Raw genomic sequence first — 17,494 nt, 5'->3', positions numbered from 1 at the left:
CCTTTTATAAAGATCCATCATGAGTCGTTTCCTGGGCGAAATCCGCCAACTCGGTTATGTGGTGCATGACATCGAAGCCGCCATGGACTACTGGAGCACCACGCTGGGCGTGGGGCCGTGGTACTACAACCCGCGTGTGCCGATCGTGAATTACCAGTACGACGGCGTCGCTCACGAGCCGCACAACTCGGTGGCGCTGGCCAACTCGGGATTCGTGCAGGTTGAACTGATCCAGACCCGCAACGACGTGCCGTCCATGTATCGCGACTTCCTGCAAGCCGGCCGCACCGGCCTGCAACACGTGGCCTACTGGACCGAAAGCTATGACGCCGATCTGGAGCGCCTGCTAGCCCAAGGCTTCAAGCCCAAGATGAGCGGCGAAGTCGGTGAAAAAGGCCGCTTCATCTACTTCGACACCGAATACCACCCCGGCACCGTCATCGAACTGTCGGAAGTGGCCGGCCCCAAGGGTCGCCTGTTCGACTTGATCCGCAATAGCGCCACCGACTGGGACGGCAAGGATCCCGTGCGCCCGTTCCCCGACCTGAATCGCCTCTGAAGCCCCTTGCCACCACATCGCCGTCAGCCGCCACCATGAATGCACAATCGTTTAGCGCCACCTACCTGATCGAAACGCCGATGGACCCCGCCCGGGTCGCAGAGGTCATGGCCGGCGAACAGTCCTGCGGCACCTTCACGCGCGTGCAGGGTGAAACCGACGAGCTGCGCGCCCGTGCTCGCGCCCGCGTCGAATCCGTCGAGCTTCTGGACACGGTGGACGTACCCAGCTTGCCCAACGCCTGGCTGGCGCGGCAGGCCGGCGGCATGCCGCGCCAGTATCACCGCGCCCGCATCCGCATCGCCTTCCCCGTCGCCAACGTGGGCGCCAACCTGGCGACGCTGGCAGCCACGGTGGGCGGCAATCTGTATGACCTGGGCGAAGTCACCGGCTTGCGCCTGGAAAGCATGGAACTGCCCGCCAACTACCGCGCCCAATTCGAGATGCCACGGGTCGGCATCTCCGGAACGCGGGAACTGACCGGCGTGGCGTCGGGGCCTCTGGTGGGCACCATCATCAAGCCGAACGTCGGACTGTCGCCCGAGCAAACCGCACACCTGGTGGCGCAGTTGTGCGCAGCGGGCGTGGACTTCATCAAGGACGACGAGGTCTGTGCCAATCCCACCCACGCCCCGCTGGCGCAGCGCGTTGCGGCCGTGATGGCGGTGGTGCGGGCGCATCGCGAGCGCACGGGCCGGCAAGTCATGGTGGCCTTCAACATCAGCGACGAGACCGACGCCATGCGCCACCACGCCGACATGATTGAACGCGAAGAAGGCACCTGCGTCATGGCCAGCCTGAACTGGTGCGGATTCTCGGCCATTCAAACCCTGCGCCGCAGCACGCCGCTGGCCCTGCATGGCCACCGCAACGGCTACGGCGCCTTGTCCCGCGCGCCGCTGCTGGGCATGGGTTTTCAGGCCTACCAGACGCTGTGGCGGCTGGCGGGCGTGGACCACATGCACGTCCACGGGTTGCAGGGCAAATTCGCGCAAGACGACCGCGAAGTCGTCGACTCCGCGCGCGACTGCCTGGCCTCGCTGACCCTGGGCATCGACGACCCGGTCATGCCGGCGTTCTCGTCCGGCCAGTGGGCCGGCACCGTCCCCGCCACCTGGTCCGCCGTACGCACCGATGACCTCTTGTTCATGTCCGGCGGCGGCATCCTGGCCCACCCGGATGGACCCGCGGCGGGCGTGCAGAGCATCCGCCAAGCCTGGGCGTGCGTGCGCGAAGGCCAGTCTCTGGAGGACTTCGCGCGCCACGCGCCCGAACTGCAACGCGCCCTGGCGTTCTTCGGCAGCCGCGCATGACTCCCGCCGAAGGCAGCATCAGCGCACCGCGCGTCTGCTGGTACGGCGACGACTTCACCGGCGCCACTGACACACTGGCGGAAGTCGCCCGCGCCGGCCTGCGCGGCTTGCTGTTCCTGGGCGTGCCCACGCCCGAACAGCTGCGCCGCGCGGGCCCGCTGGACGCCCTGGGCATCGCGGGCGCCGCGCGCGCCATGACGCCGGACCAGATGGAAACAGAACTGCGCGCCGTCGGCCATTTCATGGCTGGCACCGGCGCGCGGGTGCTGCACTACAAATGCTGCTCCACCTTTGACAGCGCGCCGCACGTCGGCAGCATCGGCGTGGCCGTTCGCGAACTGCGCCGCCACATGCCCAATCCGTTGGTGCCCATCGTCGGCGGGCAACCCAGCATCGGCCGCTATTGCAGCTTTGCCAACCTGTTCGCCCGCGCCGGTACCGCACCCGAGATCCATCGCATCGACCGGCATCCGGTCATGAGCCAGCACCCGGTCACCCCCATGCATGAAGCCGACCTGCGCCGGCATCTGGCGGCACAGGGGCTGGTGGATATCCGCTCGGTACCGCACACCGCCTATCCCCGCCTGCGGCAACCCGCTGACGCGCCCGCCATGGAAGACTGGATCGACGGCATCATCGACACCTCGGATGGCCCCGTGCTGTTCGACTTGACCGACGACGAGCAATTGGCCGTCATCGGCCGCCTGATCTGGCGCGCGGCCGCCTGCGTGCCGCTACTGGCGGTTGGCCCCAGCAGCGTGCAGCAGGCGCTGGCCCGCGCCCAGGCGCCCGGCCGCGAACCCTCGCCCACCGCTCCCTTGCCCCCTGCGACGGGTCCGGTCCTGGTCGTGGCCGGCAGCCTGTCACCCGTCACGGCGCGGCAGATCTCTGCATGCCAGCAATACGCACGCCAGCCGCTGCACGTTCAGCAGTTGCTGGACAACCCGGACTACGCCGCGCGGCAAGTCCAGCAGGCCGCCGCCCTGCTGGCCCAAGGGCGCAACGTGCTGGTCCACACCGACCAGCCGGCGCAAGCCGTCTCCGCACAGCAAGCCGCGGCTGCGGCGAATGCGACCGCGCAACTGGCTGCCGCCATCGTGACGGCCAGCGCGCAGGCGGGCACGCGGCTATCGCGCATGGGCATCGCGGGCGGCGACACCTCCAGCCAGGCCACCCTGGCGCTGGGTCTGTGGGGCCTGGAGTTTCGTTGCGTGCTGGCGCCCGGCGTCACCGTCAGCGTTGCCCGCAGCGACAACCCGGTACTCGACGGCGTCGAACTGATGCTCAAAGGCGGCCAGATGGGCGGCGACCGCCTTTTCGATGATCTGGCGACGGGCACGGTTTGACCGCTGGGGATCGGTCAAGCCATACGCCCTATCGTCCGTGCCAATACCTTGCCGCGCGTTCGCGCTGCGCCCAAACACCAAGCCCCTGCTCGGACGATTCCGCCATCACCGCCCCATCCCGGTCGCTGCGCCAGAACGTTGCCCCCGCGCGCAACCAGCGCCGTTGCACCACGGGTGCGGGATGCCGAAACCGATTCAAATGCCCCGCCTGCGCGATGGCGTGACCAGCCTGCACCGCTGCCACCCAATCCCGCCCTGAAGACGACGCAGATCCATGGTGCGACGCCATCACCACGTCAGTCGCAGGCAAGCCTCGCGCCACCAGATCACGCTCTTGCGCCACACCAATGTCGCCCGTCAGCAGCAGGGAATGGCTGGCCCCAGCCACACGCAACACGCAGCTATCGGCATTGCGGTCTTCCGCCGCCCCGCTTCCGCCCCTGGCTGGATGCAGGAACGTGAACGCGACGCCATCCACTTCCCAGGAGTCGCCCCGCTGGCAACGCCGCATCTCGTCCGGCAAAACGGGCGTCGCCCCCGGCAAGGCTCGACCCGCATCCGGCCATAGCCGCGCATCCCGCCGCACAAACGCCGCCACCTCAAACGAGGCATAACTGCGCCGCACCGGCACCGCCGCCAGCACCGCGCGCGTGCCGCCCACGTGGTCCTGATCGGCATGCGACAGCACCAGCACGTCCAGCGCCCGGATGCCGCGCGCTTGCAAGAACGGCGCCACCACGCGCTCACCCGCGTCGCTGCCGCCGTAATGGCGTGGACCGGCATCAAACAGCAGGGTCTGAGTGGCCGTTTCCACCAGAATGGCGCTGCCCTGCCCCACATCCAAGGCGCTGATGCGCCAATGACCGGGCACGGGTGGATCTGGCCGCCAACAGAGCAACGGCAACATGCACGCCCACCCCAGATGCCGGGCGGGCCAGCCCCGCGTCTGCAACGCCCAAACCATCCCCGCCACCGCCAACAGCAGCCACGGCCACGGCGCGGCCGCCACCGAGATGCTGGCCCAGGCGGCATTGCCAACCCAAGCCACCGGCATCATCGTGTAGTCAAACGCAGCCAACCCCAACTGCCCTGCCCAAGCAGCCGCGTCCTGTCCGCCGGGCAAGACGGACAGCGCCGCGCACAACAACGCCAACGGCGTCACCACAAACGTCACCGACGGAATCGCCACCGCATTGGCCAAGGGCGAGCCCACGGACACCTGATACACCAGAAACGCCAGCAACGGCGTCAGCCCCAAGGTCACCAGCAGTTGCAAGCGGGTTGCCTGCCCCAACCTGGCCCTCCAGCGCCGGCTCCAGCCCGCGTCCGCATCGAACGGCGTATCGGCAATGCGCAATAGAATCGCCACCGCACCAAACGACAACCAGAACCCCGGTGACATCGGCGCCCACGGATCCAGCGCCACCACTCCCGCCGCCGCGCACGCCAGCACCCGCCCCGCCGTCAACGGCAAACGCGACATCGCTGCCGCCAACACCACCGACAACATGAAGAACGTGCGCCGCGCCGGCACACCCCACCCCGCCAGCAGGCAATACCCCAGCGCCACGAAGGCTGCCGCCGCACCGCCCGCGATACGCGACGGCACAATCTCGGCCAGCCCCACACCGCGCCACCGCGCCCGGCGCCAACACGCCGCCAGCAACACGCCCGCAATCCCCGCGATCGACGTGACATGCATGCCGCTGATCGACACCAGATGCGTGATGCCGCTACGGTTGAAAATGCGCCAGTCTTCCCGCGCCACACCCGCCTGATCCCCAATCGCCAAGGCAATCAACACGGGCGCGTAGCGATGGTCCCCCAACGCGGCTCGCAATCCCTCCCGCACATGATGGCGGGCGCGTTCAATGGCAACGCCCGGCGACGCCCAAGGCTGATCGTCCAGCAAACGCGGCTGCCCGCGCACCGTGCCCACGGCACGCAACCCCCGTGCGAACATCCGCGCCTCGGCATCTGGCCCCGCCGGGTTCAACACGCCATGCGGACGCCGCAACACCAACGCCATGCGCCAGACTTGACCGGGCAGCAGCGCAGGCACGGGTTGCCGGCTTCCCGCTTTGCCCCCCGGCGGCGCCTGCCATGTCACCAGGATGCGTGAAGGAATGCCCGGCCGAGAGGGCTCCGCCAGTTCGGCCACAAAACGCTGATGCTGATCATCGCCATCCGGCAATTCCGCCACGCGCACCATCAGGCGCGACACCTGATCCTGATGCAGATCCGCCAATGCGTCGTCCAACCGGAAATGGGCTTGCACGCTGGCGTTGAGCGCCCCGGCGCACACCCCCAGAATCAAGGCGGCGACCAAACGAACGACGTCATGACGCCCGCGCACGCAGAAGAACAAGGCCAGCCCACCTAGTCCCGCCACCATCGACAGAGGCAAGAAGCCCGGCAATGCGGGCAGGCACTGCACCAACGCCGCGCCACCCACGACGCCCAAGCAGAATGAACGACCGGTAATGTCCCTCTCCTAAAGCAAGGAGCGTAGGACACGGTGTCAGGGGGCAGCGCCAAGAGTGAATGCGTTTATCCACCTCGGTAGACCGCAAGCGGGCTTAAGGTAGCAATCCGCGCGGCATCGCCGGGCTCAGCCCGGTTGATGTGTTCCGCGATATTGCAGTCTGACCCCTTATTTACCTGCGGCGCAGTTCGACCACCTGCTCCGCGCCAACGGCGCGAGCGCGCAACTGGCCACAGCCGCCGTCCACATCCTGCCCTGCGCTATTTCTCACCTTGGTCAGCACGCCACGGCTGTGCAGATAGCGGACAATCTCGCGGATGCGCTCGGAATCGGGGCGCTGGTAGTCGTCCCCTTCGAGACTATTGAAGGGAATGACGTTGAGCACGCCGTACTTGCCCTTGAGCAGACGCACGACTGAATCGAGTTCGTCGTTGCCGTCGTTGATGCCCTTGAGCAGCGTCCATTGATACTGGATCGGATAGTCGGTATCGCGAGCGTATCGCTCGCCAAGTTCGATTAGTTCTTCCGGCGAAATTTTCGGCGCGCGCGGCAGCAGGTGTTCGCGCAGTTCGGCTTTGGTCGTGTGCAGCGACAGCGCCAATGCGGGCTTGATGCGTTGTTGCGGCAGGGCTTCGAACACGCGCAGGTCGCCCACGGTGGAGAACACGAGATTCTTGTGGCCGATATTGCCTTCGGTGCCGAGCAGGTCGATGGCTTCGAGCACGTTATCGAGGTTGTGCGCCGGTTCGCCCATGCCCATGAAGACGACTTTCTTCACCGCGCGCAGACGCCGCGCCAGCACGACCTGGGCAAGGATTTCCATGCTCGTGACCTGGCGGATCAGGCCGCTCTTGCCGGTCATGCAGAAGCGGCAGCCGACCGCGCAGCCGACCTGGGTGGAGACGCAGAGTCCATCGCGCGGCAACAGCACGCTTTCCACCATCTGCCCGTCGGCGAGCTCGACGAGCAAGCGCGAGCCGTCATTGCCGGCGTGTTCGGAGCGGACGCGGGCGAGGCCGTCCAGTTCTGCCGTCAAGGCGGGCACGGCGTCGCGCAGCGCGAGAGGCAGAAAGTGCTCGGAGCTCCGCCGTCGCGTGCCGATGTCTAGCGCCTGCCCTTGGAGCCAGGCGCGCACGACCCGGCCACGATGGACGGGCAAGGCGCCGAAAGCGGCGAGGCGTTGGTCGAAGTCGGAGAAGCGCATGGGGGGCGAAGTTTACTCTACCCCCTGGAATGGGCAGGCATTGCACCAACGCCGTGCCGGCCACGACGTCCAAGCAGCATGAACGACCCGTAACACCCCTCTCCTGATGCAAGGAGCGCAGGACACGGAGTCAGGGGCGGCGCTAAGAATGAATGCGACTATCCACGCCCGTTGGCCGTCCGCAGGTTCAAGTTGGCAATGCGCGCGGCATCGTCGTGCCCGCGTCGTCATCGCCATAAATCAGTCCCGGCAACGGTGACTGGCCACGGCCAACGCTTTCCCATAGTGCTTCGACCCAGTCCGCAGCCGTATCGACGATGGCGTCCTGCACGACAAAGCCAGCGCTGGCCGCGCCGAACATCGGCACCGCGGGGCTTACCCCGGTTGAGGTATGCCGGACGTCGAACAAGGTTCTATGCGCATCCACTGCCTTGTTCAGCACATACAGGTCAGGGCCTTCAAGGCTGATCACGACCGAAAACGTGCCTTCGCCGTCCTGGTCCGGAAAGATGCCGACGCGAATTTCGCGGGCCTTTTCAGGCAACGCCTTGATCAGCGCCGTGAGGCTTTCCTGCGCCTTGACGGAATGTCCGTCGAGCACGCGCCGAAGAGCCACTTGATATTCTTGCAGATTCATCGGCTGTGGTCCTGTTCAAGTGGTGCGCGTAGAAGCATGGGTGCGCCAATATACCTGATCGATAGCCCGAACCATGCACCGTGGATCAAGGTGCGGATGCTACCTCTGCCAGTATCAAATCAGCCGCTTTTTCAGCCACTATCATGACGGCCGCCTGGATGTTTCCCGACACCATTGACGGCATGACCGACGCATCGGCGATACGCAGATTCTGCAACCCTTGAACCCGCAGCCTGTCCACTGCTGTTCGAGTCGGCTTCCTGGCGTGTGCGCCCGCACTTGCACCCGCAAGTCCCCATAAGACATCCAGTATCAGGCCATCCGGAAATACGATTTTCCGCCGTTCAACATCGTCCACAATCCCCGCAGCCCTACGCCCAAGCAGCGCGAGGTCACAACAAGAACAGGAGGATGACGGTGGATTCGGTTTATCTGGTGGTGGCGCTGGGTGCGGTGGTTGCGGGTTTTGTACAGGGCTTGTCCGGTTTCGCCTTCGGGCTGGTGGCCATGTCGTTCTGGGCCTGGGCGTTGGAGCCGCGAGTAGCCGCAACGCTGGCGGTATTCGGCGCGCTGGTGGGGCAGATACTGGCGGCCATCACGGTACGGCGCGGCTTCGACTTGAAGCAATTGCTGCCTTTCGTACTAGGTGGGCTGGTCGGCATCCCGATCGGGGTCATGCTGTTACCGCATTTGGACATGGATTGGTTCAAGGCCCTTCTAGGTTCCCTGCTGATCGTCTGGTGCCCAGCCATGTTGTTGGCCAAGCGCTTGCCCAAGATCACGGCCGGTGGCCGCCTGGCCGACGGAACGGTCGGATTGGCGGGCGGTGTGCTTGGAGGAATCGGCGGTTTCTCCGGCACGCTACCGACGCTCTGGTGCACCTTGCGCGGTTTCGAGAAGGACGCGCAGCGCGCCGTCATCCAGAATTTCAATCTTTCCGTGCTGCTGGTGACGATGGGGACGTATCTGTCCACCGGCATCGTCACGCGCGACATGCTGCCGCTATTCGCCATCGTGGCGCCGGCGATGCTGGTGCCCACGCTGCTGGGCGCCAGACTCTACATCGGCATCAGCGAGGCGCGTTTCCGGCAGATCGTTCTGGGCCTGCTCACGGCCTCCGGCCTGGCGCTGTTGACGTCTTCGGTCCCTCGCCTGCTGGAACGCATGGCCTGATGCCGGTGGGCGCGGTGGACCCTACGGCATCCTGAACCCCCGCAGCGGATCTGGCCCTGACACGCAACCCGCCCCCGGGCGGTGGATTCATCAAGACTTTTGGCGTAGAGTCATTGTTTCCACATGAATCCAGGAAGCAGTTTCCGCGGATTCTTGCGATGAGCGCCCATGTCCAGGCCCGGGGTTGTCGAAGCCCCTAAGCCTAATCCGCCAGTGCATGGTTCATGGGTCTGCTCCTTGGCTCGGACATCCTTGACAGGCCGTCAACCCCAGCACTCACGGAACCCCCATGACCGATTACCCCGACACTCTCCTGCTTATCGATAATGAATGGCGCGAAGCGAAAGGCGGCGCGCGCATTGACGTAGTGAACCCTGCCACCGGCAAGAAAATTGGCCAGGTTGCCAGCGCCAAGCGCGAAGATCTGGATCTGGCCCTGGCAGCGGCGCAACGCGGGTTCGAGACCTGGCGCGACATGTCCGCCCATGAACGTTGCGGCATCATGCGCAAGGCCGCCGCCCTTTTGCGCGAACGCGCCGACTCGGTAGCGCGCCTGCTGACCCAGGAGCAAGGCAAGCCGCTGGTCGAAGCCCGCGGTGAAGTGCTTGCCGGCGCCGAGATCATCGACTGGTTCGCCAACGAAGGGCTGCGCGTCTATGGCCGTATCGTGCCGTCGCGCAATCCGGCGGCGCAGCAACTGGTCATCAAGGAACCCGTCGGCCCGGTCGCGGCGTTCACCCCGTGGAATTTCCCCGTCAACCAGATCGTGCGCAAGCTTGGCGCCGCGCTGGCCACGGGCTGCTCGTTCCTGGTGAAAGCCCCCGAAGAAACCCCGGCATCCCCCGCCGCCCTGCTCAATTGCTTTGTCGACGCCGGCATCCCCAAGGGCGTCGTGGGCTTGGTCTTTGGGTCGCCCGCCGAGATTTCCAGCTACCTGATTCCGCATCCGATCATCCGCAAGGTCACGTTTACCGGCTCCACGCCGGTGGGCAAGGAACTCGCGGCGCTGGCAGGCCTGCACATGAAGCGCGTCACGATGGAACTGGGCGGCCACGCCCCGGTGATCGTCGCCGAGGACGCCGATGTGGCATTGGCAGTCAAGGCCGCTGGCGGCGCGAAGTTCCGCAACGCGGGCCAGGTCTGCATTTCGCCGACGCGCTTCCTGGTGCATAAGGACGTCAAGGCCGCATTCGAGCAAGCCTTCATCGCCCACGCTGAAAAACTCAAGCTGGGTGACGGCCTGACCGAAGGCACCACGCTTGGCCCGCTGGCCAACGACCGCCGCCTGACGGCCATGGACAAGATCGTCAAGAATGCCAGGGAAAAGGGCGCGCGCGTTGCGACGGGTGGCGAACGAGTCGGCGGCGCCGGCAATTTCTTCGCGCCCACGATCCTGACCGACGTGCCGCTTGACGCTGACATCTTCAACGAAGAACCCTTCGGCCCGGTCGCCGCGATCCGCAGCTTTGAAACCCTGGACGAAGCCATTCGTGAAGCGAACCGCCTGCCGTTCGGCTTGTCCGCCTACGCCTTCACGCGGTCGATCAAGACCGCGCACGAGTTGTCCCGCCGGCTTGAGGTCGGCATGTTGTGGGTCAACCAACCCGCCACGCCTTCCGCTGAACTCCCGTTCGGTGGCGTGAAGGATTCCGGCTATGGCTCGGAAGGTGGACCGGAAGCGCTCGAATCCTACTTGGTGACGAAGGCTGTCTCCATCGTCGGCGTCTAACGCTTTCAACGTGCCACGGGCTCGGCGCCTTGCCGGCCCCGTGGCACGGCGCCATTAAGGCGCAAGAGGCCCCTCTACTCGGCCTTCACTTGCGCCTTCGCAATGACCCCTCCCCACTTGGCTTTTTCCTCGTGAACAAAAGACCCGGCATCAGGCCGGCTCTTGATCATTGGGAAAGTCCCGATTTCCGCCAGACGCCCTTGCACTTCAGCCTCGCGCAGCACATCGTTGATCGCGATATTCAGCGACTCCAACACGGCTGATGGCGTTCCCTTCGGGGCAAACACGGCAAACCAGCCTGACGTCACCATGCCAGGCAACGTGGACTTGATCAGCGGGATATTCTCAAAACCGGGCAATGTCTGATCCGCGCTCATCGCGATCGGAATCAGCTTGCCGGCCCGCACCAGTGGCACAAGCGGAGCCACGCCGTCGATGTAAACCGGGATATCGCCTTTGATCAACGTCTGCAATGCCTGCGACGTGCCGCTGAAACTGACTTGCCGGAAATCGCGCTCACTGAGTTGCCCCATCAGATACACGGACAGGCTCGGAATCGATCCTCGGGTGGGACTTCCGATCACCAAATCCGAGCTTTCTCCCCCTTTTGCCGCCGCCACAAGATCCGAGACCGTGCGATAGGGAGACTCAGGTGTCGTGACCAGCATCATGGGCGTATAAGCCAGTGTTGCCACCACATCGGTATCGCGCTCGATATCGAACTTCGCCGCCTGATACAGAAATGGCGTGGTGACCGCCGCCGCGGCATGGAACATGGCCAGCGTATAGCCGTCCGAATCGGCTCGGGTCAGCGCGTTCATGCCGATGATCCCGTTGCCGCCGGGCCGGTTCTCGACGATGACGGGCTGCCCCCATCGCTGCCCCAGCTTGTTGGCGATCAATCGAGTAATGATGTCCGGCGCGCTGCCTGCGGCGGTCGGTGCGATGAATCTGACCGGCTTGTCCGGAAATTTTGATACCTGCGCCGCTACCGACGCCGTGCAGCTCACGGCCACGGCCATTCCCAGCAACCATTGATGAAGCCTCATGATGTCTCCTTATGCGGCGTCATCGCGGCAGTTGCCTCGCGCGCAGCTTATTAACAGTCTATCAATTAAATATAAATTTAATTGATAGACTGTTAAATAAGGGTTTACACCACGGCACGACTCGCGCGCCTGCGGGCCGGTTCAGGGCGTCTTGCTGGTGCGCGGTTTGCGCTTGGGCGCAGCCTTGGCGTCAGGCTTCCCTGTCCAATTCGCGATCCCATCAAGCAGGATCTGAAGCCCGGTTTCAAACGCGAGTTCCGTGTCCAAACTGGAAAACGCTTCACTGACGTAGCGCGCGCCCGGGTATTGCGCCGCAGGCATGGCCTCTAGACGGCTAAGGATGAAGTCGCGGTGGTAGACAGGCAGTTGCTTTGCCGCCTCGGCCCGGCTGCTTGCCACCAGGAACTGGGCAAGCAAGTGATAGGCCAGGGCAACCTGCTTGGCCGAAAACCCACCCTGCATGAAAGCCGTTGTCGCATGATTGAAGAACGCCGCGCCGAAATCGGTTTCGCCAGGTTCGACATCCTGGAACAGGCGAAATCGGTTGTGCGAGGCGACGTAGGTACTCACGCCAGGGTTCTCAACCGCGAAGGCGAGACTGACGCGCGCGATCGTCTCGACATCGGCCCGCCAGTCGCCCGTCAACGCCGGCATCCTGACGAGCCGTTCGCGGTAGTAGTTGTTGAGCACACCCGAGATGAGCTTGTCCCTCCCGCCCAGGTAGTAGTGAATCAGCCCCGGCGCCACGCCAAAGTCCTTGGCGAGTTGCACCATCGAAATCTGATCCAGGGATGTCTCGCGCGCAAGCGCAATCGCGCGCGCAATGATGGTTGCGCGGCTGAGCGTAGCCTGGTCATTGATCGGCGATTCGACCCTGGGCGGACGGCCCCGCTTGCGCGGCGCGGCCTCGCTGGTGGGGGGCCCTTTTGTGGCGGCCATATCAGCACTCTTGGAGGTTTGACGAGTTGGAGGCATCCTAAGGTTTTATTGCCTCCCTGGCAAATATCCTGGCGTGGCCCCCACGCGCCTGCCGATGCCACCGCCGCCTCCACCCCACGCTTCGACACGGCGCTACAAGCCGATGCGGCTTCCCAGATAGGCGCCAGCACCCGGCGCTTCCAGCGGCAGATTCAGATGGGCCAGCATTTGCCGGGCCGTGCATATGGCGGTCGACGTCACGGGGATGCCCAATGCTTCTTGGGCACGTTCAATGGCCGCCAGTGACGGCATCTGCACACATGCCGACAGCACCACCGTATCCACGCCAGCGGTATCCAGCGCCTTGACGTCCTCCAGCAAGGCAAGCGGGTCCCGGTTGCCGACTTCCAGATTGTCCAGGATGGAGAAATTCCGGAAGTCCTTCACCTGAATCCCTTCCGCCTCGATGTAATCCACGACCACCCGGGTCAGGGCATCGCTATATGGCGCCAGCAGTGAAATCCGCTTGGCGCCGAACGCCTTCAACTGATCCACCAGGGCGCCAGCCGACGTCATGATGGCCGGGCGCCAAGGCATGGATGCCAGCGCCTCCTGCAACTCGCGCTGTGCCTGTCGATGGTAGCCCTGGCCCATGCACATCGTGGCCACCAGACATGCCGTACTCATGATGTCGACCTGGGCATCCGCCAATTCCAGCGCGCAGCGGCCCATGTCGCTATTCATCCGCTGCAATTCCTCAGGCACCACGCGATGCATGCGCACCCTGCTGGAGTGAAAGGAAAAGCGCTCTGGCAAGGCCCCCATCCGGGCGCCAAAGATCGCAGGCACTTCGCGTTCCATCGTGACATTCGAGCTAGGAACAATCTGGCCAATTTTGTAGGTCATGCCGAGCCTTCGTTCATGTGGGTTTCATAGGCGCCGTGGCGGAGCAGGACCGTTCGGAGAGCGGCCGGGATCGGCGTCCCGATCCGCTCGTCCTGGCGGACGCAGATGGGTGAAAAAACTGCCGAAAAGACAGCGGAACCATCCGGCCGGCATGCGTTGACCTGAATATCGAATGACCGCGTCCGCATCGCGCCCATCTTGCATTCAATCAAGATCACATCTCCTGGCCACAATGTGCCCACGAAGTCGAATGACATGCCTCGGCACGGTGTGCCCACCCCATGCGCATCGCCCAATCGGCGCCCCTCGCCCAGATGCTCCGTATAGAGTGCAACCGCGCCCAGCACGTACTCCGGAAAGCGGCCCGTGTAAACCACGCCGGCGGGATCGCAGTCTCCCCAACGGACTTCGCGGCGGACGACGAATGGGGTGGTCGTCAAGACCATTTCCGTGGCTTTCATGAGGATGCCCCAGCCTGAGCGGGGACCAGGCCTGCCGCCTCGAAACCCATCACCAGCGCGGGATACTGTTCGCGCAATCTTCCGATATCCACCCGTCCGGTGCGCGTCATGAATCGCAACACGAACTCCTGAGGTTCATACGCATCCATCCAGCCGCGGATGTTCTCGTACCAATTGAAGGAGGCTTCGGATGCTCCGATCAGCTTCTGCTTTTGCGGCTGCCGCTCGTCGACATAGCGTCCAAGCGCACACGGAATATCGTCCGGCGATGCATTCAGCGCCTTTGCCAACGCAATCGCGTCCTCCATGGCAATGCGCGTGCCGGAGCCGATCGAGAAGTGTGCGCTGCTCAATGCGTCGCCGATCAGCACTCGATTGCCGACATGCCAATTGCGCGCGCGGATAACCGGGAACTGGCGCCAGGTGGAATGGTTGGACACCAAATTGTGCCCACCCAGTTCCGGGGCGAAGACGCGCTCGAACACCGCTTGCCGCTCGTCGGCGCTCATCGTCTCCATGCCCAGGGTCCGCCACGTCAGGTGATCGCACTCGGCAACGAACGTGCTCATCGATTCCGAATATGGGTAGTAGTGTGCGACGAAGTAGCCTTCACCCTGCTTGCGGAACACCAGGCTTGGAGACGGAAAAGCCTTTGCGACACCGTACCAGGCGAAATGATTGGACAGGCTCGCGCGCTGCACGTCGAATGCATCCGCTTCGCTATCGCGCACCCGTGAATTGATGCCGTCCGCCCCCACCACCACGTCCGCATCCAATTGGGCGAAGTTCTCAATTCGCTGCTCGTAGCGGATGTCCACGCCTAGATCCCGCGCGCGTTCGCCAAGAATCCGCAGCAACTTGATGCGGGATATAGCGCCGCCGCTGCCCGGGCGCTTGATCGTGATCGGTGCCTCACGCGACACGATGATCTGCTGATCACTGAAACGCATGGCCGCCGCCAACGCATCGAACACTTGCGGGTCGGCATGGCGCAATTGGGCAAGGCCCGTGTCGGCCATGACCACGCCGAAGCCGAACGTGGCATCGGCGGAGTTCTGCTCGTACACGGCAATACTGGCGTCCGGCTGGGCCCGCTTCAGCAGGATGGAAAGAAACAGGCCCGAGGGGCCCCCTCCGATGATGGCGGCTTTCATGGCTGCTCCAGCGGCGCGATTACCAATGCGTCCATGTCAAAACGCTCTATGCGCCCCGCAAGGCCGCCCGTCAGCGCTCCATACCAAACGGCCGGCTTGAACCCAAGGGCTTTGCGTTGAAATGCCAACCCCGGAGAGCCTTCGATGCACACGTAACCGTTGCCGGCAGATTTGGAGGAATAACCCGGCGTGGCGTTGGCCACCTCCAGCAGAGCCTTGAACTCGGGAACATCCAGCACGTAGATGGCGGCCCTGCCAGCAGCACTGGCGCCCAGGGCCGCGCCCTTTTCCTGCCACACGGGTTCAATGGCGCTGAATCCCGCCTCTTCCAGCCGCATGGCGGCTTCCAATGTGTTTTTCGCGTCATCAGCGTCCTGCCTGCTGAACGGACGCACCTGCCACGTTATCTCGATCGGATAGCCATTGGGATCGTTGAAGTAGATCGACTCGATCACTTCATGACGGATTTGATAGCGCAAAGGGATACCGACTGCTTCCACCCGCGCGCGCCACTCCAGCAACTCGGCCTCGCTCTCAACACGCCAGGCCGTGTGCGTGGCACGATCCTGATAGTGGTCTGTCGGGACCAACCGTTCTGGCCTGTCCGTGCCGATGTAGTAGAAGAATGCAATCGTGCTGGCGTCCCCGCTATCAAAGAAGAAGTGCAGGAAGTCAGGATGATTCTCTGGCCCCCACCCTTTCGCGGAAATCGCATGCACAAGCGGCAGCCCCAAGAGGTCACGATAGAAATGGACTGTTTCCGAGAGCTTCCAGGTTGGCCTTGCCGTGTGATGCACGCCATGCAGACGCACGGAAGGAATGGACGAGAGATTGGGCAAAGACGTCTTCATTTGGAATCGACTCCGTTCGGGATCTGGCCGTTCTCCGCCTGTAGCATGGCGGCAATTTGACTGCGCAAGGCCTTCTTGCTGAGTTTTCCGGACGCGGACAAAGGGAATTCGTCCACGACCTCCAATCGCTCAGGCCACTTGAACTTGGCCAACCCGGCCGCTTGCAGATGGCTGCAAAGCATGGATAGCGTCAACTGCGATTCGGCATTCCGGGCAATGACAAAGGCACAGGCGCGCTCCCCGTAGACCGGGTCGGGCATCGCCACCACGGCCGAAGTCAATATCTCCGGATGGCCGTTAAGGACGTTCTCCACTTCCTCGGCGTTTATTTTTTCGCCACCACGGTCCACGACGTCCTTGATTCTTCCGCAAAAGAAGTAGTACGCATCGCTTCCAAACGTCTGGCGCCGCATCAAATCCCCGGATCGATAGAAGCCATCTGACGTAAACCGGTGGACATCCTCAGCTTCGGACTTGTAATAGCCGCTGATCGTGTACGGCCCCTTGAACAATGCCTCTCCGACCTGGCCCTCTTCCACCGGCACGTCAGTGCCAATCTCGACGATCCTGACCTCGTCGTGCGTGGACACCGGCCGCCCCACCGAATGCTCCAGCACGTCGGCGCAGTCCCCCGCTTTCGCGAACATGATTACGCCCTCGGTCATGCCGAAGATGTGGAATACCGGCGAACCGGTCGTGCGGCTCATCCCTGCGGCATTACGTGGCGTGATGAAGCGACGACGCGCTTTTTCATCCGGGCTGGCTCGCTTCAATTCAGGCAGGATGCGCGTAAGGATGGGCCCGGCCACTCCGAACCACGTCGGCCGGTACGTTCTTACCAGGCCCTGAAGCGTGGCGTCATCCAGGCTACGGCACACGGTGACCTTTGCGCCGCTAAGCAGGAAGGGGCCAAAAAAGCACCCCATGTTCAGGTTGTGCATGTACGGCGTGGGGAAGAACAGAACATCCTCCGGCGTGTACTGATTCCACGCTGCCACGGCTCTCATGTTGTAGAGATACTCGGCCTGGAAACGGGGGATGATCTTGGGAACGCCTGTCGTGCCGCCCGACAGCTGGAACACGGCAACCTGGAACGGATGGTGCGTGATCGCGGCCAGCCGCATTCGAGCCGTCGCCAGCGGCATCGCCTGGATGAGTTGGTCGATGGTTGTGGCGGACCCTCGGGCGCAGCCTCGTGCTTGAAGCACGAACTTCAACGTCGGAACGTGTTGCTGCATCTCCTCGGCAAACGACACGTCGTCGAACTTGGGATCATCGCCTTGAACCAGATGCAAACGCGCTTGCGCAAGATTCCCCAGGTATTCGATCTCCAGCTTGCGAAATGCCTGCAATGAACATATCGGGATGACACCCGCCTTCAGGCAGGCGCAGAACATGACCAGCAGTTCATGACTGTTGCCGCACTGGAATATTGCGCGGTCCAGCGGCCGCAGGCCCAGATCCAGGAGCGCCGCGGCCAGACGGTCGCTGCGCTCGTCCAGTTCGCGGTATGTGTATTCCGCATCCGGCCCCACCAGGGCAAGGCGATCCGCATGGTCGACAAATGCCTGGCGGAATCCGCCTACCAAGGTCTCTCGCGTCAGGACGCCCTGCCGCACATACGCATTCAACCGGACCTCGTCGGGGTAGCGCACCCCGTCCAATCGCTCAGCCGGCAGGATATTTTCCAAACTCGACATAATTTCCTC

General features: G+C 63.7%; 15 protein-coding genes and 1 pseudogene. 5 read left to right on the top strand and 11 right to left on the bottom strand.

Annotated features, from left to right (window positions below; translation table 11 throughout):
- Nucleotides 1-19 precede the first annotated feature (19 nt).
- Genes HV753_RS11175 through HV753_RS11165 form a run of 3 tightly spaced genes read left to right on the top strand, consistent with a single transcriptional unit; the run spans nt 20 to nt 3,218 of the window.
- Nucleotides 20-559, top strand: coding sequence for a VOC family protein (locus HV753_RS11175; protein ID WP_175174497.1), 540 nt, complete (start codon nt 20-22; stop codon nt 557-559).
- 35 nt (nt 560-594) lie between these two features.
- Entirely contained in the window at nt 595-1,872 is a 1,278-nt protein-coding gene (locus HV753_RS11170) for a ribulose-bisphosphate carboxylase large subunit family protein (RefSeq protein ID WP_175174496.1), read from the top strand.
- Nucleotides 1,869-3,218 (top strand): four-carbon acid sugar kinase family protein, encoded by a 1,350-nt coding sequence (locus HV753_RS11165; protein WP_175174495.1) that lies wholly within the window; start codon nt 1,869-1,871, stop codon nt 3,216-3,218. Before HV753_RS11170 ends, HV753_RS11165 begins: the two co-directional genes overlap by 4 nt.
- Nucleotides 3,219-3,246: 28 nt before the next feature.
- Here HV753_RS11165 and HV753_RS11160 read toward each other — a convergent pair whose 3' ends face one another.
- From HV753_RS11160 to HV753_RS31290, 4 genes and pseudogenes are all read right to left on the bottom strand, one after another.
- Nucleotides 3,247-5,682 (bottom strand): DNA internalization-related competence protein ComEC/Rec2, encoded by a 2,436-nt coding sequence (locus HV753_RS11160; protein WP_425485886.1) that lies wholly within the window; start codon nt 5,680-5,682, stop codon nt 3,247-3,249.
- 193 nt (nt 5,683-5,875) lie between these two features.
- Entirely contained in the window at nt 5,876-6,907 is a 1,032-nt protein-coding gene (locus tag HV753_RS11155) for an RNA methyltransferase (RefSeq protein ID WP_175174494.1), read from the bottom strand.
- A gap of 187 nt (nt 6,908-7,094) precedes the next feature.
- Entirely contained in the window at nt 7,095-7,544 is a 450-nt protein-coding gene (locus HV753_RS11150; RefSeq protein ID WP_175174493.1) for a DUF6389 family protein, read from the bottom strand.
- Nucleotides 7,545-7,629: 85 nt separating this feature from the next.
- Nucleotides 7,630-7,830, bottom strand: a pseudogene (locus HV753_RS31290) (GMC oxidoreductase); the annotation flags it as partial.
- Nucleotides 7,831-7,961: 131 nt separating this feature from the next.
- Here HV753_RS31290 and HV753_RS11140 point away from each other — a divergent pair.
- Complete coding sequence (locus HV753_RS11140; protein WP_217481456.1) at nt 7,962-8,717, top strand: sulfite exporter TauE/SafE family protein; 756 nt, start codon at nt 7,962-7,964, stop codon at nt 8,715-8,717.
- A 289-nt stretch (nt 8,718-9,006) separates the two neighbouring features.
- The gene (locus tag HV753_RS11135; protein ID WP_175174491.1) at nt 9,007-10,446 is read left to right on the top strand and encodes an NAD-dependent succinate-semialdehyde dehydrogenase; all 1,440 of its coding nucleotides are present in this window, start codon (nt 9,007-9,009) and stop codon (nt 10,444-10,446) included.
- Nucleotides 10,447-10,520: 74 nt separating this feature from the next.
- Here HV753_RS11135 and HV753_RS11130 read toward each other — a convergent pair whose 3' ends face one another.
- From HV753_RS11130 to HV753_RS11100, 7 genes are all read right to left on the bottom strand, one after another.
- Nucleotides 10,521-11,468 (bottom strand): Bug family tripartite tricarboxylate transporter substrate binding protein, encoded by a 948-nt coding sequence (locus HV753_RS11130; RefSeq protein WP_175174490.1) that lies wholly within the window; start codon nt 11,466-11,468, stop codon nt 10,521-10,523.
- A 168-nt stretch (nt 11,469-11,636) separates the two neighbouring features.
- On the bottom strand, nt 11,637-12,434 hold the full coding sequence (locus HV753_RS11125; protein WP_246288227.1) for a TetR/AcrR family transcriptional regulator: 798 nt from the start codon (nt 12,432-12,434) through the stop codon (nt 11,637-11,639).
- Nucleotides 12,435-12,566: 132 nt separating this feature from the next.
- The gene (locus HV753_RS11120; RefSeq protein WP_175174488.1) at nt 12,567-13,319 is read right to left on the bottom strand and encodes a maleate cis-trans isomerase family protein; all 753 of its coding nucleotides are present in this window, start codon (nt 13,317-13,319) and stop codon (nt 12,567-12,569) included.
- Nucleotides 13,316-13,780 carry an acyl-CoA thioesterase gene (locus HV753_RS11115; protein ID WP_175174487.1) on the bottom strand — a complete coding sequence of 155 codons (465 nt, stop codon included), beginning with the start codon at nt 13,778-13,780 and terminating at the stop codon, nt 13,316-13,318. Before HV753_RS11115 ends, HV753_RS11120 begins: the two co-directional genes overlap by 4 nt.
- Nucleotides 13,777-14,934: an FAD-dependent monooxygenase gene (locus tag HV753_RS11110; protein ID WP_175174486.1), complete on the bottom strand. Its 1,158-nt coding sequence runs from the start codon at nt 14,932-14,934 to the stop codon at nt 13,777-13,779. Before HV753_RS11110 ends, HV753_RS11115 begins: the two co-directional genes overlap by 4 nt.
- Nucleotides 14,931-15,785, bottom strand: a complete 855-nt coding sequence (locus HV753_RS11105) for a VOC family protein (protein WP_175174485.1) — start codon at nt 15,783-15,785, stop codon at nt 14,931-14,933. The genes HV753_RS11110 and HV753_RS11105 overlap by 4 nt, the downstream gene beginning before the upstream one ends.
- Nucleotides 15,782-17,485, bottom strand: coding sequence for an AMP-binding protein (locus tag HV753_RS11100; RefSeq protein WP_175174484.1), 1,704 nt, complete (start codon nt 17,483-17,485; stop codon nt 15,782-15,784). Before HV753_RS11100 ends, HV753_RS11105 begins: the two co-directional genes overlap by 4 nt.
- Nucleotides 17,486-17,494: the final 9 nt, after the last annotated feature.

The sequence above is a fragment of the Achromobacter pestifer genome, from assembly GCF_902859625.1.
GTDB classification, from domain to species: Bacteria; Pseudomonadota; Gammaproteobacteria; order Burkholderiales; family Burkholderiaceae_B; genus Achromobacter; species Achromobacter pestifer.
The sequence above is the reverse complement of the archived record's forward strand: the minus strand, read 5'-3'. Positions and strand labels throughout refer to the sequence as shown.

Bases quoted from the DNA above. Each gene is read 5' to 3' on its own strand.
- HV753_RS11115 (WP_175174487.1), bottom strand. From the start codon at position 13,780: ATGAAAGCCACGGAAATGGTCTTGACGACCACCCCATTCGTCGTCCGC.
- HV753_RS11125 (WP_246288227.1), bottom strand. From the start codon at position 12,434: ATGGCCGCCACAAAAGGGCCCCCCACCAGCGAGGCCGCGCCGCGCAAG.
- HV753_RS11175 (WP_175174497.1), top strand. From the start codon at position 20: ATGAGTCGTTTCCTGGGCGAAATCCGCCAACTCGGTTATGTGGTGCAT.
- HV753_RS11165 (WP_175174495.1), top strand. From the start codon at position 1,869: ATGACTCCCGCCGAAGGCAGCATCAGCGCACCGCGCGTCTGCTGGTAC.
- HV753_RS11135 (WP_175174491.1), top strand. From the start codon at position 9,007: ATGACCGATTACCCCGACACTCTCCTGCTTATCGATAATGAATGGCGC.
- HV753_RS11150 (WP_175174493.1), bottom strand. From the start codon at position 7,544: ATGAATCTGCAAGAATATCAAGTGGCTCTTCGGCGCGTGCTCGACGGA.
- HV753_RS11170 (WP_175174496.1), top strand. From the start codon at position 595: ATGAATGCACAATCGTTTAGCGCCACCTACCTGATCGAAACGCCGATG.
- HV753_RS11105 (WP_175174485.1), bottom strand. From the start codon at position 15,785: ATGAAGACGTCTTTGCCCAATCTCTCGTCCATTCCTTCCGTGCGTCTG.
- HV753_RS11120 (WP_175174488.1), bottom strand. From the start codon at position 13,319: ATGACCTACAAAATTGGCCAGATTGTTCCTAGCTCGAATGTCACGATG.
- HV753_RS11155 (WP_175174494.1), bottom strand. From the start codon at position 6,907: ATGCGCTTCTCCGACTTCGACCAACGCCTCGCCGCTTTCGGCGCCTTG.
- HV753_RS11110 (WP_175174486.1), bottom strand. From the start codon at position 14,934: ATGAAAGCCGCCATCATCGGAGGGGGCCCCTCGGGCCTGTTTCTTTCC.
- HV753_RS11130 (WP_175174490.1), bottom strand. From the start codon at position 11,468: ATGGCCGTGGCCGTGAGCTGCACGGCGTCGGTAGCGGCGCAGGTATCA.
- HV753_RS11100 (WP_175174484.1), bottom strand. From the start codon at position 17,485: ATGTCGAGTTTGGAAAATATCCTGCCGGCTGAGCGATTGGACGGGGTG.